26 protein-coding genes and 2 pseudogenes are annotated in these 24048 nt (G+C 71.1%); 16 read left to right on the forward strand and 12 right to left on the reverse strand.

What is annotated here, in order from left to right; translation table 11 throughout:
* Nucleotides 1-62: 62 nt before the first annotated feature.
* On the forward strand, nt 63-941 hold the full coding sequence (locus tag HJD23_RS22660) for a winged helix-turn-helix domain-containing protein (protein WP_171110536.1): 879 nt from the start codon (nt 63-65) through the stop codon (nt 939-941).
* The gene (locus tag HJD23_RS22665) at nt 941-1699 is read left to right on the forward strand and encodes an HAD family hydrolase (RefSeq protein WP_240980786.1); all 759 of its coding nucleotides are present in this window, start codon (nt 941-943) and stop codon (nt 1697-1699) included. The genes HJD23_RS22660 and HJD23_RS22665 overlap by 1 nt, the downstream gene beginning before the upstream one ends.
* On the opposite strand, the gene HJD23_RS22670 is transcribed toward HJD23_RS22665, so the two are convergent.
* Nucleotides 1690-1872, reverse strand: a complete 183-nt coding sequence (locus HJD23_RS22670) for a hypothetical protein (protein WP_171110538.1) — start codon at nt 1870-1872, stop codon at nt 1690-1692. The genes HJD23_RS22665 and HJD23_RS22670 overlap by 10 nt on opposite strands.
* Before the next feature lie 184 nt (nt 1873-2056).
* On the opposite strand from HJD23_RS22670, the gene HJD23_RS22675 reads away from it, so the two are divergent.
* The 5 genes and pseudogenes from HJD23_RS22675 (at nt 2057) to HJD23_RS22690 (ending at nt 7547) form a co-directional block, all read left to right on the forward strand.
* Nucleotides 2057-2941 carry a winged helix-turn-helix domain-containing protein gene (locus tag HJD23_RS22675; protein WP_240980787.1) on the forward strand — a complete coding sequence of 295 codons (885 nt, stop codon included), beginning with the start codon at nt 2057-2059 and terminating at the stop codon, nt 2939-2941.
* Between the two features lie 305 nt (nt 2942-3246).
* Entirely contained in the window at nt 3247-5349 is a 2103-nt protein-coding gene (locus tag HJD23_RS22680; protein WP_171111779.1) for an aminoglycoside phosphotransferase family protein, read from the forward strand.
* A 13-nt stretch (nt 5350-5362) separates the two neighbouring features.
* Nucleotides 5363-5617: pseudogene (locus HJD23_RS44025) on the forward strand (AAA family ATPase); the annotation flags it as partial.
* A gap of 100 nt (nt 5618-5717) precedes the next feature.
* Nucleotides 5718-6967: pseudogene (locus tag HJD23_RS22685) on the forward strand (transposase).
* Nucleotides 6968-7043: 76 nt separating this feature from the next.
* On the forward strand, nt 7044-7547 hold the full coding sequence (locus tag HJD23_RS22690) for an HAD domain-containing protein (protein WP_171110540.1): 504 nt from the start codon (nt 7044-7046) through the stop codon (nt 7545-7547).
* Here the strand turns inward: HJD23_RS22690 and HJD23_RS22695 are convergent.
* Nucleotides 7516-8409, reverse strand: coding sequence for an NAD(P)-binding domain-containing protein (locus HJD23_RS22695; protein ID WP_171110541.1), 894 nt, complete (start codon nt 8407-8409; stop codon nt 7516-7518). The genes HJD23_RS22690 and HJD23_RS22695 overlap by 32 nt on opposite strands.
* Before the next feature lie 81 nt (nt 8410-8490).
* On the opposite strand from HJD23_RS22695, the gene HJD23_RS22700 reads away from it, so the two are divergent.
* From HJD23_RS22700 to HJD23_RS22710, 3 genes are all read left to right on the forward strand, one after another.
* The gene (locus tag HJD23_RS22700) at nt 8491-8841 is read left to right on the forward strand and encodes a helix-turn-helix domain-containing protein (RefSeq protein ID WP_171110542.1); all 351 of its coding nucleotides are present in this window, start codon (nt 8491-8493) and stop codon (nt 8839-8841) included.
* A 94-nt stretch (nt 8842-8935) separates the two neighbouring features.
* Nucleotides 8936-9805, forward strand: coding sequence for a GNAT family N-acetyltransferase (locus tag HJD23_RS22705; protein WP_171110543.1), 870 nt, complete (start codon nt 8936-8938; stop codon nt 9803-9805).
* A 116-nt stretch (nt 9806-9921) separates the two neighbouring features.
* Nucleotides 9922-10491 (forward strand): DinB family protein, encoded by a 570-nt coding sequence (locus HJD23_RS22710; protein WP_171111781.1) that lies wholly within the window; start codon nt 9922-9924, stop codon nt 10489-10491.
* Nucleotides 10492-10543: 52 nt separating this feature from the next.
* Here HJD23_RS22710 and HJD23_RS22715 read toward each other — a convergent pair whose 3' ends face one another.
* From HJD23_RS22715 to HJD23_RS22735, 5 genes are all read right to left on the reverse strand, one after another.
* Nucleotides 10544-11137, reverse strand: a complete 594-nt coding sequence (locus HJD23_RS22715) for a DinB family protein (protein WP_171110544.1) — start codon at nt 11135-11137, stop codon at nt 10544-10546.
* A complete protein-coding gene (locus HJD23_RS22720; RefSeq protein ID WP_171110545.1) occupies nt 11134-12030 on the reverse strand; it encodes a GNAT family N-acetyltransferase in 897 nt (298 codons plus the stop codon). The genes HJD23_RS22715 and HJD23_RS22720 overlap by 4 nt, the downstream gene beginning before the upstream one ends.
* A gap of 314 nt (nt 12031-12344) precedes the next feature.
* On the reverse strand, nt 12345-12773 hold the full coding sequence (locus tag HJD23_RS22725; RefSeq protein ID WP_346770340.1) for a DDE-type integrase/transposase/recombinase: 429 nt from the start codon (nt 12771-12773) through the stop codon (nt 12345-12347).
* A 12-nt stretch (nt 12774-12785) separates the two neighbouring features.
* Nucleotides 12786-13232 carry an IS3 family transposase gene (locus HJD23_RS22730; protein WP_171134034.1) on the reverse strand — a complete coding sequence of 149 codons (447 nt, stop codon included), beginning with the start codon at nt 13230-13232 and terminating at the stop codon, nt 12786-12788.
* Complete coding sequence (locus tag HJD23_RS22735) at nt 13229-13528, reverse strand: transposase (RefSeq protein ID WP_171134068.1); 300 nt, start codon at nt 13526-13528, stop codon at nt 13229-13231. Before HJD23_RS22735 ends, HJD23_RS22730 begins: the two co-directional genes overlap by 4 nt.
* 163 nt (nt 13529-13691) lie before the next feature.
* Between HJD23_RS22735 and HJD23_RS22740 the strand changes: the two genes are divergently transcribed.
* The 3 genes from HJD23_RS22740 (at nt 13692) to HJD23_RS22750 (ending at nt 15424) form a co-directional block, all read left to right on the forward strand.
* Nucleotides 13692-14222 (forward strand): helix-turn-helix transcriptional regulator, encoded by a 531-nt coding sequence (locus HJD23_RS22740; RefSeq protein WP_171107238.1) that lies wholly within the window; start codon nt 13692-13694, stop codon nt 14220-14222.
* Nucleotides 14223-14281: 59 nt separating this feature from the next.
* Nucleotides 14282-14887, forward strand: a complete 606-nt coding sequence (locus tag HJD23_RS22745; protein WP_171107236.1) for a hypothetical protein — start codon at nt 14282-14284, stop codon at nt 14885-14887.
* A gap of 204 nt (nt 14888-15091) precedes the next feature.
* Nucleotides 15092-15424 (forward strand): DUF2516 family protein, encoded by a 333-nt coding sequence (locus HJD23_RS22750; protein WP_171111313.1) that lies wholly within the window; start codon nt 15092-15094, stop codon nt 15422-15424.
* Between the two features lie 167 nt (nt 15425-15591).
* On the opposite strand, the gene HJD23_RS22755 is transcribed toward HJD23_RS22750, so the two are convergent.
* The 3 genes from HJD23_RS22755 to HJD23_RS22765 all read right to left on the reverse strand — a co-directional run bounded on the left by HJD23_RS22755 (nt 15592) and on the right by HJD23_RS22765 (nt 19400).
* Complete coding sequence (locus tag HJD23_RS22755; RefSeq protein ID WP_171107234.1) at nt 15592-16953, reverse strand: fused response regulator/phosphatase; 1362 nt, start codon at nt 16951-16953, stop codon at nt 15592-15594.
* Nucleotides 16954-17284: 331 nt separating this feature from the next.
* A complete protein-coding gene (locus HJD23_RS22760) occupies nt 17285-18382 on the reverse strand; it encodes a C40 family peptidase (protein ID WP_171107232.1) in 1098 nt (365 codons plus the stop codon).
* Between the two features lie 199 nt (nt 18383-18581).
* On the reverse strand, nt 18582-19400 hold the full coding sequence (locus HJD23_RS22765; protein ID WP_171107230.1) for a class I SAM-dependent methyltransferase: 819 nt from the start codon (nt 19398-19400) through the stop codon (nt 18582-18584).
* 212 nt (nt 19401-19612) lie between these two features.
* Between HJD23_RS22765 and mshA the strand changes: the two genes are divergently transcribed.
* Nucleotides 19613-20953, forward strand: coding sequence for a D-inositol-3-phosphate glycosyltransferase (gene mshA, locus HJD23_RS22770; RefSeq protein WP_180685759.1), 1341 nt, complete (start codon nt 19613-19615; stop codon nt 20951-20953).
* A gap of 14 nt (nt 20954-20967) precedes the next feature.
* Nucleotides 20968-21504: a YbjN domain-containing protein gene (locus HJD23_RS22775; protein WP_171107226.1), complete on the forward strand. Its 537-nt coding sequence runs from the start codon at nt 20968-20970 to the stop codon at nt 21502-21504.
* Here the strand turns inward: HJD23_RS22775 and HJD23_RS22780 are convergent.
* Entirely contained in the window at nt 21471-22280 is an 810-nt protein-coding gene (locus HJD23_RS22780; protein WP_171107225.1) for an AraC family transcriptional regulator, read from the reverse strand. The two genes, HJD23_RS22775 and HJD23_RS22780, sit on opposite strands and share 34 nt — an antisense overlap.
* A 49-nt stretch (nt 22281-22329) precedes the next feature.
* Between HJD23_RS22780 and HJD23_RS22785 the strand changes: the two genes are divergently transcribed.
* Nucleotides 22330-22776, forward strand: coding sequence for a DUF2000 domain-containing protein (locus HJD23_RS22785; protein WP_171107223.1), 447 nt, complete (start codon nt 22330-22332; stop codon nt 22774-22776).
* 8 nt (nt 22777-22784) lie between these two features.
* Here HJD23_RS22785 and HJD23_RS22790 read toward each other — a convergent pair whose 3' ends face one another.
* Nucleotides 22785-24041 (reverse strand): MFS transporter, encoded by a 1257-nt coding sequence (locus tag HJD23_RS22790; protein WP_171107221.1) that lies wholly within the window; start codon nt 24039-24041, stop codon nt 22785-22787.
* Between the last annotated feature and the right edge of the window lie 7 nt (nt 24042-24048).

The following is a 24048-nucleotide window of genomic DNA, read 5'->3' on the forward strand; positions in this document are numbered from 1 at the left end:
TTGGCAGGTGCCCATAAACAACTCGTGAGCAACTTCCGTCAGATGGTTTTGAGTTGTAGCGTTTGGTCGTGACCCAGGAGAACGTGGCAGTGAACGGCGGCAGAAGGCTCTCGCCCCGGGAGATCGCCGACACCCTGCGGGACCGCATCCGCAGCGGCGACCTGAAGGCGGGCGACCGCCTGCCCACCCAGGCCGAGCTCGCCGAGGAGTTCGGCGTGGAGCGCGGCACCGTCCGCCAGGCCCTGCGCGTCCTCCAGGAGGACGGCCTGCTCAGCAACGTCAGCAAGGGCAGCCCGCCACGCATCGCGGAACCCGCCGTGACGAGCGGCGAGCCCCAGCCCACGATGGTCGGCCTCGCGCCCCGCCTGACGGCGGCCTTCGCCGTCCCCCACGTCCGTATCGACGCCGCCTGCCTCACCGCCGAGACCCTGATGCTGGCCCTGAGCGAGCCGGTCCGCGCGATCCACGAGGGCCGCGTCCACCCCCAGTCGATCGACGTACGCATCCTGCTGCCCTCCCGGGAGATCAACCTCGCCTTTCCGATCTCGGTCGAGGGCGGCGGCGACGAGGACCCGGTCCACCAGCGCTGGCTCGCGCAGCGCAACGCCCAGGGCCAGGTCCTCCAGCACAACCTGCGCGCCCTGCGCACCTCGCACGGCATCGACGTACGCGTCACCTTCCGCGCGCTGCCGTTCACCCCGCCGGTGAAGCTCTACCTGCTCAACGGCGTGGAGGCGCTGATGGCGTACTACATGGTCACGCGCCGCGCGGAGGACGACCCGAGCGGCCCCCTGGACATGTACGACGTCCTGGGTACCGAGTCCCTCCTGTTCTCCTTCGAGCGGCAGGCGGGCCGGCGGGACGCGGCGTTCGTGGAGCAATCGCAGCTGTGGTTCGACGCCCTCTGGGAAACCATCACGACGGACCTGACACTCTCCTAGTGACTTCTGATACGACCCAGACTGATCAGGTGACATCGGCGACCTCACAGACCCGCGACGACACGGAAGGACTGCGGGCCCTCATCGCGGACGCGCGCGTAGTCCTGTGGGACTTCGACGGTCCGATCTGCCGGCTTTTCGCCGGCCACTCGGCGGAGGGCGTGGCGAGCGACCTCGTGGAGTGGCTGGAGGGCAGAGGCTTGCGGGGGCTGCTGACGGAGCGGGAGCGCCAGTCCCTGGATCCGCACGCCGTGCTGCGCGCCGTCGACCGGCGGCAGCGCGGCAGTGACCTGGTGGCCGAGCTGGAGGAACGTCTCACCAAAGAGGAGCTGAAGGCCGCGCCCCTGGCGATGCCCACCGCGTACGCCGACCCGCTGATACGCACCTGGACGGCCGTGGGATCCCGGCTGGCGATCACCACCAACAACTCCCCCCGCGTGGTCCGCGAGTACCTGACGAGCCGCGGCCTCCTGGCTTGCTTCGCGCCGCACATCTACGGCCGCACCCAGGACCTCCACCACCTCAAGCCCCACCCGCACTGCCTCCACCGCGCCCTGCACGCCCTCGGAGCGGCTCCCTCGGCCGCGCTGATGATCGGCGACACACCCTCCGACCTGGAAGCCGCGCGGAAGGCCGGTGTTCCGTTTCTCGGCTACGCGCGTAACCAGGCCAAGGAGACACAGCTGCGCGACGCCGGTGCCACGGAAGTCGTCGGCTCGCTGGAGACGGTGCTGAAGGCGGTCCGGCGTCAGGCCTGAGTCATCAGCAGCGCCAGCACCACGGCGGCGCCCACGGCCAGTCCGCTGTGGCGCGCGCGTATGCCCACGCCGATCACGAACAGGAGCGCCACACCCACCACGCCGAGCCGTGCCTGCGTCAACAGACCGACGACGACTTCCAGGAGTCCCCGCAGTGTCTGGAACAGAAGCATCCACATCCCCTTCACCCCCCTCCGCTTCCAGTCAAGCGATCAACTGGCAGTCCAATTGGACTGGTTGCCTGATGTGGGTCTCCCCGGCCCGTCTGATCGCTTAACCAACCCATCGCTCCAGCCGACCAGTTGACCGAAATTGGTGGGCTGGTGGACGGGATGCGGTAGGCGGTACGGTCGACGCGTGAGCGTTCGGCAGCCCCGAGCGGGCGACGGCAGTGGCAGGGAGTTCCAGCGGGTCTCCGACGAGCTGCGGGCCCGGATGACCGACGGGACGTACCCCCTGCGCTCCTTCCTGCCCTCGCAGCGCCACCTCGCGGACGAGTTCGGGGTCTCGCGGGACACCGTCCAGCGGGCCCTGCGGGAGTTGTCCGACGAGGGCTGGATCGAGTCCAAGCAGGGCAGCGGGTCGCGGGTCGTGAAGACCCAGCGCATACAGTCCTCGACAGCCAGGGCGACCAGATCGCGCCGGGGCGTCACCCTCGGCCCGCTCATCAGCGAGGCCTTCGAGCAGCCGCAGGTGTCGATGGACGTCTACACCTTGACGTCCGAGACCCTGGACGCGCACATCCGGCTCCAGGCGGAGCGGATCCGCGGCGGCTTCATCGCACCCCAGCGCATCGCCCTGCGCATGCTCCTGCCCTCCAGGGCGCTGCCGCTGCCCTATCCGCGGGTCAAGGGCGACACGGACGATCCGCGCATGCGGGCACGTCTGAACGCCATCACGAAGCACCACACCGCGTCACTGCGGGGCGTGCTGGCGGACCTGCAGACGGAGGGTCTGGTGCCGGCCGTCGACGTGCAGATCCGCCACGTACCGCTGACACCGGTGTTCAAGCTCTATCTCTTCAACGGCGCCGAGGCACTGCACGGCCCGTACGAGGTGATGGAACGTCAGCTGGATCTGGGCGACGGCCGGAAGGTCACCGCCCTGGATGTCCTGGGCCTCGGCGCCACACTGACGCATCACGTCAAGGACGCGGATCCGGGCTCGCCGGGATCGGTGTTCGTGGGCAGCATGCAGGCGTGGTTCGACTCGGTGTGGGACCACCTCACCGAGCGGGGCTGACCGGTGCGCTAGCATGCCCGCACCGTATGAGCAATCGCTCTCGTACATCCGTATGGCATGGCGAACCGGCCCGCCAGGCGGCCTCCCGCAGACGAGCGGCACACCACCCGTTGTGCCCACTCGACGCGCGGCCCAGGTCGTAAGGATGTCTGCTGACCTCTAGCGTTTGCCGTACCCATCCATCCTGTGAATGATCCCCGGAGCGGCCAGTGGGCGCACCTCCTCATCCTCGTACCGCTCGGGGGGAGCGCTCACCCGACGCCGCCGTCACGGAGCTCGTGGCGTATGCCGAGGCGCACGGGCAGATGATCAGCGGGCACCACAACCGCAACTACCTGGTGCCGCTGCCGGAGAAGCTCGCGGCGCTGCTGAACCGGGCGGCCGGTACGCCCGTGACCGTGCGCGTCCGGCGCCGCGACGCGCTGCCCGTGGTGATCAGGACCTGGCAGGACGAGGCGCAGATTCTCGGTGCCATCCGCGGGGTCCTGCCCCATGTGCCGCAGTGCCTGGCCCAGGGGAACGGCTTCGCGATCCACAGCTTTGTGGAGGGTGTGCCGCTCTCCAGCGTCTGCGGAAACGACAAGCCGGTCGACGCGCTGCTCATAAGAGAGCTGGCCCGGCTGGTCGCGCAGACGGCTCAGGTGCGGCGCGGAGCGCTGCCGCCGCTGCCGGGGCACTGGCCCGGCAACGACACGGACAGCCAGGCCTTCCTCCAGACCCTCGTCCACCTCGCGGACCGGCAGATCCGGCAGCCCAATTGGACTGCCTTCGGTGGACTGTTCAAGGCCCTCGGCATCCCGGAGGACGCGCTGGTCCGGCTGAGCGAGCGGGTGCCGGCCATGGCGCGGCGGCCCTACAGCCTGCTCCACGCGGACCTGCACCGCGACAACCTGATCGTGTCGTACGACGGGGACCCGCCGCTCATCTGCGTCGACTGGGAGCTGGCCACGTACGGCGACCCCCTGCACGACCTCGCGACCCATCTCGTGCGCATGCGGTACCCGTCCTTCCAGTGGGACGAGGTGATCGATGCGTGGGCCGAGGCCATGGCGGCGGTGCGCCCGTCGGCCGTCAACGGCCTGGCCAGGGACCTGCGCCACTACGTCGACTTCGAACGGGCGCAGTCCGTCTATCCCGACGTGATGCGTGCCGTGAACGGGCTCGAGGGTTCGTTCGACCAGAAGAGCCTGGACGATGCGACGGCGGCGGTGCACCGGGCCCTGACGGCGGCGGCCGAACCGCTGCGGCTGATGAACCCGCCGGGCGTCTCCGAGATCGAGTCGATCCTCTACCGGTGGTGCGCCTCCCGCCGCGGCCGGGGGCGGGTGCCGCGGGCCGTCCGGTGGGAGCCGGACGAGCGGGTGCCGGAGCGCCCCGACTTCCCTCGCGAGGCGGTGGCGGAGGCCCTGCGCGAGGAGGGCGCGGCCCCGGCCGGGCGGGTGTTCAAGGGCACCGCGCACCTCAACTCCGTGGTCCTGGTGGACGGCGTCGACTTCCCCGTGGTGGTGCGCCGCAAGGTGGCGAACGTGTGCCCGCGCGAGCCCCGCTACCTCAGCGAGCACGCCGTGCTGAGGGCCATCGAGGAGTCACGGCTCCAGGTGGCGGCCCCCAGAGCCCTCGCGCTGGGCCGGGACCACCAGGGGGAGCGTTTCACCCTCCACACCTACGTCGGTTCGCACGACATCGACGAGCCGCCCCGGCACCCGGAGCACGGCCTGCTGCCGCACGAGGCGGACGGGCTCGTCGACCAGCTCTGCGAGCTGACCAGGGTGGACTACAAGCGGGTCGACCCGCTGGCCGGCGAGGGCGGATTCCACGCCTGGCTGTGCGAGTCGCTCGTCGCGCTGGTGCGCGACCTGCCGCAGGAGCTGCGGCGGCTCGCCAGGGAGCTGGGCCTGCCCGAGGCCTCCCGCCTGCGCGAGATCCTCGCCCGGAACCAGGTGACCCACCGGGCGCCCGCGCTGCTGCACGGCGACCTGAACCCGTGGAACCTCGTACGCCGCCCCGACCGGCTGGCGCTGACGATCATCGACTGGGAGATGGCCCTGGTCGGCGACCCCCTGTACGACCTGGTCCGGCACATGCACCTCACCCGCACCCGACCGGAGATCCGGGACCGCATGTTCCGCCGCTGGGAGAGCAGGCTGGACCCCAAGTACACCCGTGGCTGGCGCAACGACTGGCAGGTCTACCGGTGGATCGAGATCGTGCGGTCGGCGTACGTGGATCTGGACCGCCTGGTGACCGGCGCGAGCCTGGACGCCCCGAACGTCCGCCGTGCGGTGGACTCGTACGCGATGACCCTGGAGGCGGCGACGGGTTCGCTCGGGCTGCCGAAAGCCAACCCGCTTCTCGTCAGTGCGCTGGCGGGTCCCGGACGGCGCCGACGCCCGGGGGCCGGCCCGTAGGGCCGCCGCAGCGGACGCGGTGGTGGTGCCGCTGACGACCGGATTCCAGGTACCGGCGGCGGTGGTGGGGCTCGCGAACCGGCTGCTGCGGCGGCTGGATGTGGACGTTCCGGAGGCGCGGTCGCTGCGCGCGGACGTGGAAGTTGCGGCTGCGCGAGGCGGCGGGTGACCTGCGCGGCGCGGTCGTGGCGGCCGTGCGGGACGCGCTGGGGCGGGAGGGTCGGTGGGGGTCGTCGCGGCGGACGCGGACGCCGGGTGTCGTCTCCGGTAGAGCCGGAGGGATGGCGCCCGGCGGCAGATTCACCCGTTCGAGTGGTCGATATTGAACATGCGGTGGGTGGTCGTATGTGTGTGTACGTTGGGTGATCGTGAAGCTGGTGGTGCAGATCCGGTTGCTGCCGACGCCCGTGCAGGCGGCGGCACTTGAAGCGACCGTGCGCGCCTGCAACGAGGCCGCCACCTGGGCCAGCGGTGTGGCTTTCGAGAAGAACGTGCGCCGTAACTTCGCGCTGCGCAAGCACGCCTACGGTGAGATCAGGGCGCGGTGGGGGCTGGGGGCGCAGGCCGCCCAGCATGTGATCAAACGGACGTGTGACGCGTACGCGACCCTGGCGGCGAATCTGAAAGCCGGAAATCTGGGCAGGCCGGGCTCGAAGCGTTACCGGAAGGCGGTGGAGAAGCCGATCGTCTTCCGGCCGGACGGTGCTCAGCCGTATGACGACCGGATGCTGTCCTGGAAGACGGCCGAGCGGCGGGTCTCGGTCTGGACCGTGAGCGGCCGGGTCAAGGACGTGGCGTTCACGGCCTCGCCGGAGCAGATGGCCACCCTGGCCCTGTACCGCAAGGGGGAGTGTCCGACCTGGTGGCGCGGGACGGCATGTGGTTCCTGAATGCCACCTGCGAGGTCCCCGAAGCCGAGTCGAACATGGATCCGCATGACTTCCTGGGTGTTGACCTGGGGATCGTGAACATCGCCACCACGTCCGACGGCGAGGTCATGGCCGGACGTGAGCTGAACCGGGTCCGGGCGCGGGAACGCGAGCTGCGCACCAAGCTGCAGAAGAAGAACACCCCGTCCGCGAAACGCCGGCTGAAGAAGCGGCGGCGCAAGGAGGCGCGGCGGGCGAAGGACATCAACCACAAGATCGCGAAACATGTGGTGGCCGAGGCTGAACGCACCGGTCGCGGGATCGCCCTGGAAGATTTGACGGGCATCCGTGAACGGGTACGGCTCCGCAAGCCCCAACGGGCCACCCACTCCAGCTGGTCCTTCCAGCAGCTGGGGCAGTTCATCGCGTACAAGGCCTGCCGGGCGGGAGTGCCGGTGGTGTACGTCGATCCGGCGTACACCTCGCGCACCTGCGCCCAATGCGGGCACATCGACCAGGCGAACCGGGTCTCCCAGGCCTGGTTCGCGTGCCGGTCCTGCGGATTCGTTGATCACGCAGACCGGAACGGCTCCCGCAACATCCGCGCCAGAGCGTGGGAGTTGTGGCGACGCGGGGCGCAGTCAACCGCCCCAGACCCACTTCCCGAACCGGGGCGTGGGACAGGACGCAAACGCAGCACCACAGCCAGTGGCGCCCGTTGTGCAAGCCCGGGACTCCCGGGTCGTTGACAGGCCGGGCACCCAACTCGCTCGCGGCACTTGGCCGCAAACCCGGCAGTCATGGCGCCACAGTAGCCTAGGAGCGATGCTCCTCTTCCTGGATATCGACGGGACCCTGCTCCCGTACGGGGCGGCGGAGCCGTACCCTGCGTACGAGACACCCTTCGAGCGGGGCGCCGCGCACCCGCTGCTGAGCAGGGTCGATCCGGGCCTCGGCCGCCGACTGCTGGCACTGGGCTGCGAGTTGGTGTGGGCCACCTCCTGGCTGGACGAGGCGAACGATGTCATGGCGCCATGGCTCGGCCTGCCCTCGCTGCCGGTCGTGGACTGGCCCGAGGAGGCGGGGCAGCCCGGTATGTTGCACTGGAAGACCCGGCCGCTCGTGGCCTGGGCGGCGGGCCGGCCCTTCGTATGGCTCGACGACGAGATCACCGCGGCCGACCGGGACTGGGTGGCCGCCCATCATCCCGGACGGGCGCTCCTGCATCGCGTGGACCACCGGGTGGGGCTCACGGATGCGGACTTCGCATCGGTGGCGGGGTGGCTGACGGCGTCGGTCAGTGGCCGTGGCGGCTCAGCAGGTCCGTGACGCGGATGAAGCCGTCCGTGCCGTGGCCGAGGGCGATCACCCGGCGGGCCTGGCCCTCCACCGCGCGCATCACGCTCGCCTCGATGCCGTGTGCCTCGGAGGCCTCGATGATGTGGGACATGGAGGAGGCCGCCGAGGTGATCGGGTTGAGCTCGCCGGAGTAGTGGCCGGCGTCGGCGTCGCCCGCGAACTCCTCGAACAGCGGCGGCAGGATCGCGCCGATGCCCTGCGCGAAGGGCGCCAGCTCGCGTCCGGTGATGCCCTCCGCGCGGGCGACGGCCAGGGCGTGCGCGTAGCCCGCCATCGCCGTCCAGAAGATGTCGAGCAGCGCGATGTCGTACGCCGCCGCCCGGCCGACGTCCTCGCCGAGGTGGGTGTGCGTGCCGCCGAGGGTGTCCAGGACGGGCTGGTGCGCGCGGTACACCTCCTCGGGGCCGCTGTGCAGGAACACCGCCTCGGGCGTGCCGATGCTGGTGGTCGGCGTCATGATCGCGCCGTCCAGGTAGCGGATGCCGTGCGCGGCCGCCCAGTCGGCGGTGTCGCGGGCCCGGGCCGGGGTGTCGGCGGTGAGGTTCACGAGGGTGCGGTCCTGGAGGGCGTCGGCGACGGCGGGCTGCCGGAGGATCGCGTCGGAGGCGTCGTAGTTCACCACGCAGACCACGACGAGGTCGCTCGCCGCGACCGCCTCCTCCGCCGTCCCGGCCGCCGTCGCTCCGCGGGCGACCAATTCGGCGCCCCGGCCGGGGGTGCGGTTCCAGACGGTGATGCCCAGACCGGCGTCCAGGAAGGCACCCGCCAGGGCGCGGCCCATCGGCCCCAGACCGAGCACAGTGACGGCAGACTGGTCGTCGTACGTGGACATGCTTGTTCAGCTCCCTTGAGAACGACACGAACAATTCAGCACAGAAATGCATCACAACAATTCATCGCAAAAGGGGCGACGATGACGCGCAGGCAGGCCCAGGACCCGAACGTCTGCGGAGTGACCGCCGCGATCGCGGTGATCGACGGCAAGTGGAAGACGTCCCTGCTGTGGCTCCTGGAGTCAGGCCCGCACCGCCCCGGCGAACTGCGCCGGAAGCTGCCCGGCCTCACCGAGAAGGTGCTGACCCAGGCGCTGCGCGAGATGGAGACGGACGGCCTCGTACACCGCGAGGTGCACGACGTACTGCCCCTGAAGACCGTCTACTCCCTGACCGACTTCGGCCGCGAACTCTCCGAGGCACTGGCCCCCCTTTCCGACTGGGGCCACCGCCGTCTGGAGCGCCTCACCGCGACCTCGTCGGCCTCCTGACCACCTGCTTCCACCCTCTCGCCGGGGGCGTGCGGTGCCAAGTACCCACAAAAAAGTGGCTATGGCGGGGCGACGGCCGTGCAGCATTGGGGGCATGCGACGCCATGAGTACGCCGGACCCGTGGCGCTGCGCGCCATGCAGCAGCTCGCTGCCCGGACGTTCCCCGCGACCGGCTACCGGCACATCGGCGACCTCGCCTGGAACTGGTGCCTGGCCCTCGACCGCGCCGACGAGTGCCCGACGGCGATCTGGGCGCAGGACGACCGCAACAGGCCCTGGGGCTGGCTGGAGCTGCCCGACACCCTCATGCTCCAGGTCGACCCGGACCACCCGGCACTGGCCGACGAGGTGCTCGCCTGGGCCGAGCGCACCGCTCCCGGCCCGCTGACCGTCGACATCGCCGAGACCGAACCCCACCTGGCCGAGGCGCTGGAAGCACGCGGGTACGCGCGCGTGCCCGACGGCCCGTTCATGACGCTCCTCGGCCGCACACTCACCGACCTGCCCGCTGTCCCCCCGCTCCCGCCCGGCTACGCGATCCGCGCCCAGCGCGACCCGGCCGACGTGGCAGGCCGGGCGGCGGCACATCGCGCCGCCTTCGGCTCCACCCGCATCACCACCGAACGGCACGCGCGCGTGCGGGACACCTGGCCCTACCGCCCCGAACTCGACCTCGTGGTGATCTCCCCCGCCGGTGAGGCCGTCGCCTACTGCCAGGGCTGGTACGACGAGACCAACGGCGTCGGCGAGTTCGAACCCGTCGGCACCCACCCTGCCCACCGCCGCCTCGGCCTGGCCCGCGCGGCCTGCACGGCCGTACTGCACGCCTTCGCCCTCGCGGGCGCCCATCGCGCCGTTGTGTACGCGCGCGGCGACGCGGCCCGTCCCGTCCCGAGGCGCCTTTACGAGTCCCTGGGCTTCGCGGCGTACACCTGCACGCGCGCGTACGTACGGCGGGTGTGATGCGGCGGGGACAAGTGCCCCCTGAACAGCGGTCAGAATCTGACCGCTTTCCTTGCGACGGTAGTTCCGTGCCGAACACCGAGAACGACCGGAAGGGCCCGATCACCGTGACTGCCATGACCCCGATCGCCCCGCCGCTCGACGCCGAGCGCGCCGACCTGCTCACCGCGCTCGCGACCGCGCGAGCCGCCCTCATCAGGACGACACGCGAGCTCAGCGACGAGCAGGCCGGCGAACGTCCGACGGTCAGCGCGCTGTGCCTGGGCGGGCTGATCAAGCACGTCGCCTCCATGGAGGAGGTGTGGATGCGTTTCGCGGTCGAGGGCCCCTCGGCGATGCACTACGACCTGCCCGTGGGCGTCACCTGGGCCGACCTCGCGGCCGGTACCGCGCCCGAGGTGCCGCAGTGGGTGATCGACCACCAGAGGGAGTTCGGGATGCTGCCCGGCGACACCCTGGCCGGGATCCTGCAGCGCTACGAGCAGGTCGCCGCCGACACTGAGAAGATCCTCGCCTCCGTCCCCGACCTGTCGGCGACGCATCCGCTGCCGGAGGCGCCGTGGCACGAGCCGGGAGCGGTACGCAGTGTGCGCGGGGTGCTGCTGCACATCGTCGCCGAGACCACCCAGCACGCCGGGCACGCGGACATCCTGCGCGAGGCGCTCGACGGGCAGACGTCCACCTGACACGGTGAGCCGGAACCGGGCGGCGCGGCCGCACGCCGCCCGGTGCCACGTATCACGCGCGTTCGTCGGCCTCCCGAGCCGCCCGCTCCAGCCGGGCGCGGTAGTCCTCCCACCAGGCCGAGTCACCCGGCGGCATGGCGGTGTTGTCCTCCCGCATCCCCACGGCACCGTCGATGAGCTCACGGAGGATGTCGGCGTGCCCGGCGTGCCGCTGTGTGTCGGCGATCACCCGCACCACGGCGTGATGCAACGTCACCTCGTCCTTGCCGTCGGGCCACCACGGCACCCTGCCGACGGTGTCCAGCGGCAGCGCGTCGATCGTCGCGTCCGCGTGTGCCCACGCCCGGCGGTAGAGATCCACGATGAACTCGCGTGACTCGTCGGCGGTGGCCCACATGTCCGCGTTGATCTCGGCGCCCTCGTCGAGCCAGGGCAGCGGCACACTCGACGGCCGCCGGAAGGTGTCGCCGAGATACCCCAACTCCACACTGGCCACGTGTTTCACCAGTCCCAGGAGGTTGGTACCGGTCGGCGTCAGCGGACGCCGGACGTCGTACTCGGAGAGCCCTTCCAGCTTCCACAGCAGGGCATCGCGGGCGGACTGCAGGTAGAAGTGGAGATCGGCTTTGGTGTCCGGTGCTGTCATGGGGTCAGTCTGCCGCCCACTTCCGGTGCGGCGGACGAGAAGTCGTACGCCGCCCAGTCGGTGAGCGGGCGATAGCCGAGGCGCTGGTAGAGGGCGTTGCTGGTGGGGTTGGACCGGTCCGCGAACAGCACGACCTCCCGCGCGCCCGCGGTCAGCGCGCCCCGGCTCACCGCGGCCGTCACGGCGCCCGCGTAGCCGCGACCGCGCAGGTGGGCCGGGGTGTAGACGATGTCCACCTGGATCTGGCCGCCGATCATCGGGTTCATGCCCGCGATGGAGACGGGGGTGCCGTCCGGGGTCTCCCAGAGCGTGTAGCGCTTGTCGGCGAAGCGGGTGCCGGCCCAGGAGGCGGCGTCAATGGAGACGGTTTCCCCGACGGCCTTGGCGAACTCGCCGCACCAGAACATGACTTGCTCAAGGTCCTCCTCGCCCAGGACGCGGCCCCGGCCCGCCGGCATCGGCTCCGGCGGGGTGAGCGTGCCGAGGCGGTACAGCCGGAGCCGGGTGTCGCGGAGTTTCGGCGTCGCGCCGGTGTGCCGCTGCCAGGCCTCGGCGAAAGCGGTGGCGGTGCTGTGGTCCGCGCTGACGGAGGGAAGGGAGTGGCCGAGGGCGGCCAGATGGGCGGCGAGGGAGTCGGCCTGCTCAGGCGTGAGCGGGGTGGGAGCCAGAGCGCGGGGTGGGAGGCGGTAGAAGGCGGCGTGGACCTCGCCCGCACGCTCCAGCACGCCGAAGACGGGGGCCTCGGCGCCGAACGCGGCCGCCCCCCGCGTTCGCACTCTCTCGGCCCACGTCAGCGGCATGACGTGCAGGCCGGGCCGCGAGCGCAGGAAGTCTCCGGCCCGGGCGAGGAAGTCGTCGACGTCTTCGGTGAGGTACCAGCCATCCGGTCGCATGCTTCATGATTCCCCACGCTGTTGAAGTGCCCCACGGTTTTCCGCCAGGGCGAGGAAGCAGACGGTCAGCCATCGTCGAACCGGGGTGGAGTCCGGCCAGCCGCCGCTCGGGACGATCACGGCCCCGTCGGCGAACGCGCGTCAGCGGTGGTGACCGTGTCGGCCGAGGGTCTCCACGGGGGTCGCGCCGGGGCGGGTCCACTGGGGCACGGGGCGGCTGGTCGGGCCCCGGGTGGCGTTCCCGTCCTCGGGATTGTCCAGCTTTCGACGACCATCGAGCGTGAAGTTTCCCCGTGATCTCGGACACGTGATCGTTACGCCGCAAGGGCGTGCTGGTGTCGCTGCCTGGTCTCGGCCGGGGTGAGGTAGCCGAAGATTTTGTGCTTGCGCAGACGGCGGCGGTTGTAGAAGGTCTCGATGAAGGTGAAGACCTCGGCGCGGGCGGTCGCCCGGTCGGGCCAGGTCCGGGTGCCGATCTCCTCCTTCAGGAGGGCCCAGAAGCTCTCCGCGGCGGCATTGCCGAAACATGACCCAGTCCGCCCGCAACTCTGCCGGAGTCCCAACTCCTCTATCCGGTAACGGAATTGGGACGAGGTATACTCGCTGCCGCGATCGCTGTGGATCACACATCCCGGCTCCAGGTTCCCCCGGCCATGTGCCATGTCCAGGGCGTCGACGACGAGGTCGGCTCGGTGGTGATCGGCCATGGCATAGCCGACGACCTCGCGGGTGGCCAGGACCAGCCAGCAGGCGAGTTAGAGCCAGCCCTCGGCGGTGGGCAGGTAGGTGATGTCGCCGACCAGCTTGATCCCGGGACGCTCGGCGTGGAAGTCACGGCCGATCAGGTCCGGGGCCGGCTTCGCCTTCGCATCCGGCCGGGTCAGCGAGCGGCGCTTGCGCCGTGTGACGCCGCGTATGTCGCGCTCGCGCATCACGCGGGCGACACGCTTGCGGTTCACCCGCTGCCCCAGGCGTCGCAGTTCAGCGTGAATGCGCGGGACACCGTAGGTATGGCGGGAGGCGATGTGCAGCACCGTGATCTCATGCCCGAGCGCGTCGTTCGCGGCCTCCCGGGCGCGGCGGGCCGCCTCGCCATCACACCACGCGTAGTACGACGAGCGGGCGACCTTCAGCACCCGGCACAGCAGAACGACCGGGTAGTTCGCCTTCTCCGTGTGGATGAACCGGTACAGCTCGCTCACCGGTCGTTCTCCTTCACGAAGAAGGCGGTCGCTTTTTTCAGGATCTCGATCGTCTGCTGTTGTTCGCGGACCTCCTTGCGCAGCCGCTTGAGTTCCTCGCGCTCGGCGCTGGTCAGCTCACCGGGCTCGCCCTCGCCCCGGTCCGCCTTGGCCCGGCGGTACCAGCCACGCAGGGACTCCGAGCTGATGCCGAGTTCCCGGGCCACCGCAGTGACCGTCTTGCCCGAGGAGTCGACGAGCGCGATCGCGTCCCGCTTGAACTCCTCGGTGTACCGCTTCGTGTACTTGCTTCCCACCTGGTGCTACTTCCTCTGGAACCTCAGGTCCCAGTCTCCAGGTGTCCACGATCAAGGGGAAGCTTCACTGGCGTGACGAGTCACATGCCGCCGTCCGGGTGGTGTGGCGCACTATTGCAAGCAGGTGCTTGCAATAGTTAGCGGGGCGCGGCATGGTGGACGTATGGCATCGCTCAACGTCGGCAACCTCGGTGAGTATCTGCGCGAACAGCGGCGCAACGCGCAGCTGTCGCTCAGGCAGCTCGCCGACGCCGCCGGGGTGTCCAATCCGTATCTGAGCCAGATCGAGCGCGGGCTGCGCAAGCCGAGCGCGGAGGTGTTGCAGCAGGTCGCCAAGGCGCTGCGGATCTCCGCCGAGACGCTGTACGTGCGGGCCGGGATCCTCGACGAGCGGGACCGGGACGAGGTGGAGACGCGTGCCGTCATCCTCGCCGATCCCACGCTGAACGAGCGGCAGAAGCAGGTGCTGCTCCAGGTCTACGAGTCGTTCCGCAAGGAGAACGGCTTCGAGGCCGCCAAGGTGAGCGCGGTGCAGGACGGGGACCGGAGTGACAGCAGCGACATCAGTGACATCAGCGATCTCAGCGGGATGACAGACGGCGACGGCAGCAGCGGTGGCGGCGACAGCGCCGTACGCGACCCCCGTGCTGCCGACGACAGCGACGCCGACCCGCAGCAGCGATCCGCCGGTTGAGCCGGGCGGACGCGGCGGACCCAGAACCCTCACAGAAAGCCACCGGGAGGACCAGCACCATGGCCATCACCGACGACCTGCGCAAGACCCTCACCGACCCGCGGCCGCTCTACTTCGCCGCCGGCACCGCCGACCTGGCTTTCCAGCAGGCCAAGAAGGTGCCGGGCCTGGTGGAGCAGCTGCGCGCCGAGGCGCCGGCCCGTATCGAGGCCGTTCGCAACACCGACCCCAAGGCCGTCCAGGAGAAGGCCACCGCCCGCGTCAAGGAGACGCAGGAGACCGTCCAGACCAAGGTCAACGAGTTCCTCGGCTCCCTCGACTCCGACCTCAAGAAGCTCGGTGAGACCGCCCAGGACCTGGCCCTGCGCGGTGTCGGCGTGGCCGCCGAGTACGCCGTGAAGGCCCGGGAGACCTACGAGAAGGTCGCCGAGCACGGTGAGCAGGCCGTGCGCGGCTGGCGGGGCGAGACGGCCGAGGGGATCGAGGAACTGGCCATCGCCGTCGAGCCGGACACCAAGTCGGCCGACACCAAGGAGGACAAGCCCGCCACGGCTACGACCGAGGCCAAGTCGGAGGCCGCCCCGGCGAAGAAGCCCGCGGCCAAGAAGGCCCCGGCCGCTCGCAAGGCGACCACGGCGAAGAAGACGACGCCTTCGGGCAAGTGACACTGTCCGCGGACACCGGCCGCGCGCACCGACCGCGGCCACCCGTCCGCGGTCACGCTGAGTAACACGAACGGGTGATCAGTAACGGGTCGGGCACTCCTTGGGTGCCCGGCCCGTTCTTCGGGTAGCGGGCAGGCGGTTGCGGGTACGGTGTCCGCCTAGGAACTGGCCGATACGGCGATACGGGTGGTGGACGTTGTGCTGATGCAGGGGTTCGTCGGGTTCATGTGGCTGCTGAGCATGGCTCTGATCCTTTTCAGCGGCTTCGCGCTGATCGACGCAGCCACCCGCCGCGAGGACGCCTACCGCGCGGCCGACAAGCGGACCAAGCCTTTCTGGCTGATCATCCTCGGGCTCGCCTTCGTGGTGAACCTGCTCTTCAACATCCTGTCGTTCCTGCCGATCATCGGCCTCATCGCGACGATCGTGTACATGGTCGACGTGCGGCCCGCCCTGCGCAGCCTCCCGGGCGGCGGCCGCGCCCGCCGGGGTTCGAGCAGCGACGGCCCGTACGGGCCGTACAACGGCGGGCGGTAGGCAGCACCACAGCGACCGCAGCCGCGCGCCGGCCGCTCAAGCCTCGGGCGCCCGCCAGGGACCCGATCCGCCGCCAGGGACCCGATCCAGCGCCGCTACGGCATCCGATCCGGGCGCCGCTACGGCCACCCAATCCGGCGCCGCTACGGCCATCCGATCCGGCGCCGCTACGGCACCCGATCCAGCAGCAGCACCGCCACGTCGTCCGTCAGCTCGCCCCCATTGAGCTCCCGGACCTCGTTGACCGCCGCCCGCAGCAGCTGTTCGCCGCGCAGCCCCTGGGCCAGCTGGCGGCTGATCATCTCGACCATGCCGTCCTGGCCGAGCCGCTCGCGGCCCTCGCCGATGTGGCCCTCGATCAGGCCGTCGGTGTAGAGCATCAGGCTCCACTCCCGGCCCAGCTCCACCTGCATCCGCGGCCAGCGGGCGCCCGGCAGCAGGCCGAGGGCGGGGCCGTTGTTGTCGTACGGCAGCAGCCGCGGCGTACGGCCGGGGCCGGCGACCAGCGGGGCCGGGTGACCGGCCAGGCACAGGCCCGCGCGACGGCCGTCCGGCGCGATGTCGACCGTGCACAGGGTCGCGAAGATCTCGTCGTCCGAGCGTTCGTGCTCCAGCACCTGCTGCAGCGTGTTGAGCAGCTCGTCGCCGCACAGGCCCGCCAGCGTCAGCGCGCGCCACGCGATGCGCAGCTCCACGCCGAGCGCCGCCTCGTCGGGACCGTGCCCGCAGACGTCGCCGATCATGGCGTGCACGGTGCCGTCCGGGGTGCGGACCACGTCGTAGAAGTCGCCGCCGAGCAGCGCGCGGGAGCGGCCGGGGCGGTAGCGGGCGGCGAAGCGCAGCGGGGAGCCGTGCAGGAGCGGCGTGGGCAGCAGCCCGCGCTCCAGCCGGCGGTTCTCCTGGGCGCGCAGCCGGCCCTCGGCGAGCCGCCGCTCGGCCGTGTCGGAACGTTTCCGCTCCACGGCGTAGCGGATCGCGCGGCTCAGCAGCCGCCCGTCCAGCTCGTCGCGGAACAGGTAGTCCTGGGCGCCCACGCGGACCGCCTCGGCGCCGCGCTCGGCGTCGCCGGACGCGGTGAGGGCGAGGACGGCGTGCCGGGGCGCGAGCTCCAGTACGTGCCGCAGGACGGACAGCTCGTCGCCGCTGTCGTCGGCCCGGCCGGGCGCGGGCAGCGCGAGGTCCAGCAGGATGCAGTGGACGTCGTCGGTCAGCAGCCGCTCGGCCTCGGTGAGGTTGCGGGCGGTGCGGATCCGGATCGGCTTGCCGGCCTGGTCGAGCAGTTCGGGCACGATCGGGGAGCCGCCGGGGTCGTCCTCGATCAGCAGCAGCGTGAGGTTGGTGTCAGTGGTGGTGCTGGTGGTGGTCTTCTCGGCCTTCTCTTCCTTGGTCTCCTTGTGCGCTTCGTTGCGCGGAGCCTCAGTACCGGGACCACCGGATGCACCGGAGAGGCCGCGGACTGCGGGCGCGGCCTGCGCCTGACCACTCTCCACGGCCGGGATCGCTCTCTGCCGCGGTACGGGTACGGGCATTGTCCTGGGTTCCTTCCCTCCCCCCGAGGGCATGGTGGGTGCGAGGGACCTCGCCCCACCGACCGGGACCATAGCGGGTGTCGGCGCCGCAACGGAATGGTGTGAGGCACGCCGCTCGGCGATCGGCCAGTGTCATATGCCGCGTTCCATACCGCAGTTGGACAGGATGCCGCCGGGTGCGGGATGACGAAGGTCACGTCTGCGGGGGGTTTGGCGGCGGGGGAGCGTGGGGTGGGTCACGTGGCCCACGTCACCGGCGTCCTCTGGGCCGTATCACCGGCGTTCTCAGGCCCGTATCACCGGCGTCCGCAGAGCCGTATCGCCGGAGTCCTCAGGGCCGTACGACCCCCAGGATCGGCATCGAACCCGCACCCGCGATCGTGATCGTCCGCCCCGGCCGCGGGGCGTGCACCATCGCGCCGTCGCCCACGTACATCCCGACGTGGGAGGCGTCGTCGAAGTAGATGATCAGGTCGCCGGGGCGCATGTCCTTGATGTCGACGCGCGTCAGCTGCTTCCACTGTTCCTGCGAGGTGCGCGGGATGGCGCTGCCCGCCGCCGCCCAGGCCTGGGAGGTCAGGCCGGAGCAGTCGTACGTCTTCGGGCCCTCGGCGCCCCACTCGTACGGCTTGCCGATCTGCTCGGTCGCGAACTTCACGGCCGTCCTGCCCTGCTCGGTGGCCGTGCCGTCGATCTCGTCGAGGACGCCGGAGTCCAGCCAGGCGGTCTGCGCCTGGTAGGCGGCCTCCTCCTCCAGCTTGGCCAGGCGCTCCTTCTCCTCCTTCTCCAGCTGGGACTCCAGTTTCTCCGCCGCCGCGATCCGCTGCTCGATCTTCTTCTGGGCGGCGGCCTTCGCCTTGCGGTTGGCCTCCAGCTTCTCCCACTGGGCGGAGGCGTCCTTGGCGTACAGCTTCAAGTCCTGCTGGGTGCGGGTCATTTCCGCCAGCAGATGATTGGTGGCGCGCTCGCCCTGAAGGACGCGGCCGGTGCCGTCGAGGAACTCGCCCGGGTCGTCGCTGAGCATCAGATGAGCCTCGGGCGGGAGGCCGCCAGTGCGGTACTGGGCGGCGGCCGCGGCGCCGGCGCGCCTCTTCAACTCGTCGAGCTTCTCCTGGCCTTCGACGATCCGCTTGGCCAGCGCGACGATCTCGGTGGACTGGTGCTCGGCCCTCTCCTCCGCCGCGTTGTAGGCGTCGGTGGCGGAGGCGGCCTCGCGGTAGAGGGTGTCGAGCTGCTTGCGGACGGCTTCGAGTTCCTCGTTCGTGGCGGGAGTCGAGCCGGGAGCCGAGCCGTCATTCGTGCCAGGGGTCACGGACGGGGTGGGGTTCGGTGCGGGTGCCGCGAACGCCGTGCCGGGTGCCGCCAGCACGGTGACCGCGCAGACCACGGTCACGGCCGCCGCGATCAGGCCGTGCTTTCCCCTAGTCATACCCCTGCCCCAAACTGATTGCCCGTCAGTAACATTCAACGCCCGGGTGATCGTGCCATGCCGAGGCGCAAAACGACAGAGGCAGTGACTCCTTCCCCCATTCCGGCCGTCGTACGACGATCCCCCCGCCTTTGTGACGAACGACCCGCAGAGATCGTTCCGCGCACTTCGGCACTTCGGCGCCGTTGGGGGACGACGTTCACGCGCGCGGCGCCAACGCCTCCCACCGCACGGTCACTTCGCCCTGCCGCCACCGCCCCGGACCGTCCGTCACCGGCCAGTCCGCCGTAAGGTCCCGTACGGTCCGGATCCAGCGCTGGCGGGCGCCGTACGACGCGTAGGGCGCGGCGGCGGCCCAGGCGCGGTCGAAGTCGCGCAGGAAGGCGTGCACCGGTTCGCCGGGGACGTTGCGGTGGATCAGCGCCTTGGGCAGACGTTCCGCCAGGTCCGAGGGGCGTTCCAGGGAGCCCAGCCGGGTCGCGAAGGTCACCGTGCGCGGGCCCTCCGGGCCGAGCGCGACCCACACGTGCCGCCGTCCGATCTCGTCGCAGGTCCCCTCGACCAGCAGCCCGCCCCGCGAACCCCGCGCCGGATCGGCCGGCGCGAGTCGCGCGCAGAGCCGTTCCCACACACCGGCGACCTCCGCCTCGTCGTACTGCCGCAGGACGTTGGCGGCGCGGATGAGATGCGGCCGCCGGGGGAGCGGGATCTCGAAGCCGCCGTGCCGGAAGGCGAGCCCCTCGCGCGCGTACGGCTGGGCGGCGGCCACGCGCGCGGGTTCGATCTCGACGCCGACCACGCGCGCGTGCGGTGCGGTCGCGCGCAGGCGGGTGAGGAGTTCGACGGCGGTCCAAGGGGCGGCGCCGTAGCCGAGGTCGACGGCGACCGGCTCGGCGGCGCGGCGCAGTTCGCGGCCGTGGACGGCGGCGATCCAGCGGTCCATGCGCCGCAGCCGGTTCGGATTGGTCGTCCCGCGCGTCACCGTGCCTACGGGGCGGGTCGCTGCGCGGGCTGTCACACATACGAGGGTATGGGCGCCCGGGGCATGCTCCCGACCGAACGCCCGCCCCACCCCCCATACACCCCAACCCTCGAACGGTTGAGCGATCAACGGTAATGATTCAGCAAAAAACCATCCGCCGGAAATGGAGCACCCCCTTCCGGTGTTGCACCCCGTTGAGGGCGCGGACGTCCTCGAACAGGCATGCCCGCGGCAGGGAGGAACGGCACGTGAGCCAATACGTCAGCAGGCTCGGTCGCCGCTCCCCGGCGGCCCCCTCGCGGCTCCGCCTGGGCCACCGCCGCCCGCGCCGCGTCGCCATGCTCTCCGTGCACACCTCCCCGCTCCACCAGCCCGGCACCGGCGACGCCGGCGGCATGAACGTCTACATCGTGGAGCTCGCGCAGCGCCTCGCCGCGATCAACATCGAGGTCGAGATCTTCACGCGCGCCACCACGGCCGCCCTCCCGCCCGCCGTGGAACTCGCCCCCGGTGTCCTCGTCCGGCACGTCGACGCGGGCCCCTACGAGGGCCTCGCCAAGGAGGACCTCCCGGCGCAGCTGTGCGCCTTCACGCACGGCGTGATGCAGGCCTGGGCCGGCCACCGCCCCGGCCACTACGACCTCGTGCACTCGCACTACTGGCTCTCCGGCCACGTCGGCTGGCTCGCCGCCCAGCGCTGGGGCGTCCCCCTGGTGCACGCCATGCACACGATGGCCAAGGTCAAGAACGCCAACCTCGCCGACGGTGACACCCCCGAGCCCGCCGCCCGGGTCATCGGTGAGACGCAGATCGTGGCCGCGGCGGACCGGCTGATCGCCAACACCGCGGAGGAGGCCGACGAGCTGGTACGGCACTACGCCGCCCACCGCGCCAAGGTCGCCGTGGTCCACCCGGGCGTCAACCTCGACCGCTTCCACCCGGCCGACGGCCGCGCCGCCGCCCGCGCCCGCCTGGGCCTGCCGCAGGACGCGCTGATCCCCCTCTTCGCGGGCCGCATCCAGCCCCTGAAGGCCCCCGACGTGCTGCTGCGCGCGGTCGCCGTCCTGCTCGACGAGCGGCCCGACCTGCGCTCCCGCCTGGTCGTCCCGGTCGTCGGCGGCCCCAGCGGCAGCGGCCTCGCCAAGCCGGAGGGGCTGCAGAAGCTGGCCGCGCGGCTGGGCATCGCCGATGTCGTACGGTTCCGCCCGCCCGTCGGCCAGGACCAGCTCGCGGACTGGTTCCGGGCCGCGTCCGTGCTGGTCATGCCGTCGTACAGCGAGTCGTTCGGCCTGGTCGCCATAGAGGCGCAGGCGTCCGGTACGCCGGTGCTGGCCGCCGCGGTCGGCGGTCTGCCGGTCGCCGTACGGGACGCACGGACCGGTTTCCTCGTCCAGGGGCACGATCCGGCGGCGTACGCGCGCGTACTCGGCGAGTTCGCCGACGACCCGCAGCTGTCCGCCCGGCTGGGCACGGCCGCCGCCCACCACGCCCGCTCCTTCGGCTGGGACGCCTCGGCCGCCGCCACGGCGGAGGTCTACACGGCCGCCCTGCAGTCCCATCGCCGCCGCTCTCGGGCCCACCACGGCTGACGTACGCTGCCGCCATGGGCGATGCAGAGCAGCGGGCGGCGCAGACCATCGAGGACGTGTTCAAGGACGCGGAGCTGGAGTGGGAGAGTCCCACGCCCGGCCACTACGTCGTCAAGCTCCCCGGCACCCGCAAGCTGTCGACGACGGTCTCGCTGATCGTCGGCCGCCACTCCCTGTCGTTGAACGCCTTCGTGATCCGCCACCCCGACGAGAACGAGCCCGGCGTCCACCGCTGGCTGCTGGAGCGCAACCTCAAGCTGTACGGCGTGAGTTACGCCGTCGACCCGCTCGGCGACATCTACGTCACCGGCAAGCTGCCGCTCGCCGCCGTCACCCCGGACGAGCTGGACCGGCTGCTCGGGCAGATCCTGGAGGCCGCGGACGGCGCCTTCAACACCCTGCTGGAGATGGGTTTCGCCTCCGCGATCCGCAAGGAGTACGCGTGGCGCGTCTCGCGCGGCGAGTCGACCCGCAACCTGGAGGCGTTCGCGCACCTGATCGAGCGGGACGGGCCGAGTCAGGGACCCGAGGGCGGCGCGCCGTCCCGGTAGCGTCCCGGGGTCACCCCCACCAACCGCCGGAAGTGCCGGGTGAGATGAGCCTGGTCGTAGAACCCGGTCGCGGCCGCCGCCTCGGCCGGGCGGACACCGGCCAGCAGCAGCCGCCGGGCGCGTTCGACGCGCCGTGAGTTCAGGTACTGGTGCGGCGCGATGCCGTACGCCCCGCTGAACGCCCGTACCAGATGGGCCGGATGAGCCTGCAGGAGCGAGCCCGCCTCCTCCAGCGACAGGCCGAGGACCACCCGCTCGTCGAGGAGTTCACGCAGTTGGCGGGCCAGGGCGGGGTCGGTGCGCGGGCCGGTGGTGGCGAGCCGTGGCCGCAGATGGGCGCGCAGCCGGTCCCCGACGAGCGTCAGCCGGCTCTCCGCCTCCAGCTCGTCGCCGGGGGCGGCGAGCGCGCCGTGCAACTGCCCCACGCGCCGCCGCAGCACCGGATCGCGCAGGTCGGGGGCGTCGACCGCAGGCCCGATCAGGTCGTCGGTGAGCAGCGAACCGTCCAGGTACAGCACCCGCTTGCGGAAGCCGTGCGGGGTGGCGGCGGAGCCGTTGTGGGGGACGTGCGGCGGCAGCAGGGTCACCGTGTCGTGCGGGGTGCCGTGCTCGTGCCGGTCGAGGTCGTACCGTACGGCGCCGTCGTCCACGATGAGCAGCGTCCACGCCTCGTGGACGTGCATCGGATAGGCGTACTCGGTGAAATGGGCGTGAAAGACCTCGACGACGCCCGGGACGGGCGGCCGCCAGGCGGAGACCTCCCGCTGCTGGGCCATGCAAAAAACGTACAAGACCGGGTCGTACGACGGTCGGCACGCTGGTCCCATGAACGATTCCGCACCTGCCCGCGCCGTCCGCACCGACCGCTTCGACACCAAGATCGCCGTCCTGCTCCGTGCGGACCTGGAGAGCTGGCAGCGTCTGAACGTCACCGCCTTCCTGGTCAGCGGCCTCGGCAGCCAGGTCCCCGAGGTGATCGGCGAGCCGTACGAGGACGCCGACGGCGTGCCCTATCTGCCGATGTTCCGCCAGCCGGTGCTGGTCTTCGAGGGCACGAAGGAGACGCTGACCGCGGCCCACGCGCGCGTGCTCGCACGTGCCCTCCCGCGCGCGGTGTTCACCTCGGACCTGTTCACGACGGGCAACGACCATGACAACCGGGCGGCCGTGCGGGCCGTGCGGACGGCGGAGCTGGGCCTGGTGGGGCTCGCCGTCCACGGCCCGCGCAATGCCGTGGACAAGGCCCTCAAGGGTGCGCGGATGCACCCCTAGGACTTCCGTCAGGCGGCACTGACCTCGGGCTTCGCCGGGGTCGGCGACGCGGCGGCCGGCGGCTCCGGCTTCGGCAGACGGCGCATCAGGACGCCGTACCCGATCGCCGCCCCCGTGCCGACCACCGCGCACAGCCCCCACAGCCAGTGCGCGCCGAACCGGTCGATGACGAAGCCGGACATCAGGGGCGCGACCAGGCCCGCGACGGACCAGGACATGGTGTGCATGCCCTGGTAGCGGCCGCGGCCGTGCTCCGGGGAGAGGGCGACGACGAGACCGGTCTGGGTGGGCGCCTGGACGATCTCGGCGAGGGTCCAGACGCAGACGGTGAGGGCGAAGAGGCCGACCGAGCCGGCGAAGGCGGTGAGGCCGAAGCCGTACCCGGCGAGCAGCGACGAGATGATCAGCAGCCGTCGGGGATCGCGGTGCTCGATGAAGCGGGTGACCGGGATCTGGAGCGCGACGATCAGTACGCCGTTGACGGCGATGGCCATGCCGTAGTCGGCGGGCGTGAACCCGGCCTCGCCCATGGCGATCGGCAGTCCGACGGAGCCCTGCTGGAAGATCAGCGCGCACAGGAAGGACAGCCCGACGACGCCCATGAAGCGCCCGTCCCGCAGGACGGTGCCGAGGGAGACCGCGTCCGCCTCCTTCGCCGTGGCCGCCCGTACGGGCCTCGACTCCGGCAGCTTCACGAACACGACGATCGCGCAGGCCATCGTCATACCGGCCTCGATCAGGAAACCGGCGCGGTAGCTGACCTCGGCGATGAAACCGGCGGCCGTGGAGGAGATCGCGAAGCCGAGGTTGATCGCCCAGTAGTTCAGGGAGAAGGCGCGGACGCGGTCCTCGGGCCGGATGATGTCGGCCATCATCGCCTGCACAGCGGGCCGGGAGGCGCTGGAGGCGGCGCCCACCAGGAAGGCGACGGCGGCAATGGCCACCGGGTGCTGCACGAACCCGAGCAGCGCGACGGACACCGCGGTGGACGCCTGGGCGATGAGCAGCGTCGGCCGCCGCCCGAGCCGGTCGGCCATCACGCCGCCGCCGATGGAGAGGACGACGCCGCCGAGGCCGTACAGCGCCGCGACCAGGCCGGCGTACGTGGCGGAGTGGCCGCGGTCCATGGTCAGGTATATGGCCATGAAGGTGGCCACGAACCCGCCGAGCCGGTTGATGAGCGTGCTGGTCCACAGCCACCAGAACTCGCGGGGGAGCCCGGAGACGCTCTCCCGGACGGCACGTCTCAGGGTGGCTGGTGACATCGCGGAT

Origin of the sequence: Streptomyces sp. Z423-1, assembly GCF_013009255.1 — a bacterium.
GTDB lineage: Bacteria > Actinomycetota > Actinomycetes > Streptomycetales > Streptomycetaceae > Streptomyces > Streptomyces gossypiisoli.

Bases quoted from the DNA above. Each gene is read 5' to 3' on its own strand.
- HJD23_RS22780 (WP_171107225.1), bottom strand. From the start codon at position 22,280: ATGGCCCAGCAGCGGGAGGTCTCCGCCTGGCGGCCGCCCGTCCCGGGC.
- HJD23_RS22750 (WP_171111313.1), top strand. From the start codon at position 15,092: ATGCAGGGGTTCGTCGGGTTCATGTGGCTGCTGAGCATGGCTCTGATC.
- HJD23_RS22720 (WP_171110545.1), bottom strand. From the start codon at position 12,030: ATGCGACCGGATGGCTGGTACCTCACCGAAGACGTCGACGACTTCCTC.
- HJD23_RS22775 (WP_171107226.1), top strand. From the start codon at position 20,968: ATGGGCGATGCAGAGCAGCGGGCGGCGCAGACCATCGAGGACGTGTTC.
- HJD23_RS22700 (WP_171110542.1), top strand. From the start codon at position 8,491: ATGACGCGCAGGCAGGCCCAGGACCCGAACGTCTGCGGAGTGACCGCC.
- HJD23_RS22710 (WP_171111781.1), top strand. From the start codon at position 9,922: ATGACCCCGATCGCCCCGCCGCTCGACGCCGAGCGCGCCGACCTGCTC.
- HJD23_RS22705 (WP_171110543.1), top strand. From the start codon at position 8,936: ATGCGACGCCATGAGTACGCCGGACCCGTGGCGCTGCGCGCCATGCAG.
- HJD23_RS22745 (WP_171107236.1), top strand. From the start codon at position 14,282: ATGGCCATCACCGACGACCTGCGCAAGACCCTCACCGACCCGCGGCCG.
- HJD23_RS22695 (WP_171110541.1), bottom strand. From the start codon at position 8,409: ATGTCCACGTACGACGACCAGTCTGCCGTCACTGTGCTCGGTCTGGGG.
- HJD23_RS22670 (WP_171110538.1), bottom strand. From the start codon at position 1,872: ATGCTTCTGTTCCAGACACTGCGGGGACTCCTGGAAGTCGTCGTCGGT.
- HJD23_RS22740 (WP_171107238.1), top strand. From the start codon at position 13,692: ATGGCATCGCTCAACGTCGGCAACCTCGGTGAGTATCTGCGCGAACAG.
- HJD23_RS22785 (WP_171107223.1), top strand. From the start codon at position 22,330: ATGAACGATTCCGCACCTGCCCGCGCCGTCCGCACCGACCGCTTCGAC.
- HJD23_RS22690 (WP_171110540.1), top strand. From the start codon at position 7,044: ATGCTCCTCTTCCTGGATATCGACGGGACCCTGCTCCCGTACGGGGCG.
- HJD23_RS22760 (WP_171107232.1), bottom strand. From the start codon at position 18,382: ATGACTAGGGGAAAGCACGGCCTGATCGCGGCGGCCGTGACCGTGGTC.
- HJD23_RS22790 (WP_171107221.1), bottom strand. From the start codon at position 24,041: ATGTCACCAGCCACCCTGAGACGTGCCGTCCGGGAGAGCGTCTCCGGG.
- HJD23_RS22755 (WP_171107234.1), bottom strand. From the start codon at position 16,953: ATGCCCGTACCCGTACCGCGGCAGAGAGCGATCCCGGCCGTGGAGAGT.
- HJD23_RS22680 (WP_171111779.1), top strand. From the start codon at position 3,247: ATGATCAGCGGGCACCACAACCGCAACTACCTGGTGCCGCTGCCGGAG.
- HJD23_RS22715 (WP_171110544.1), bottom strand. From the start codon at position 11,137: ATGACAGCACCGGACACCAAAGCCGATCTCCACTTCTACCTGCAGTCC.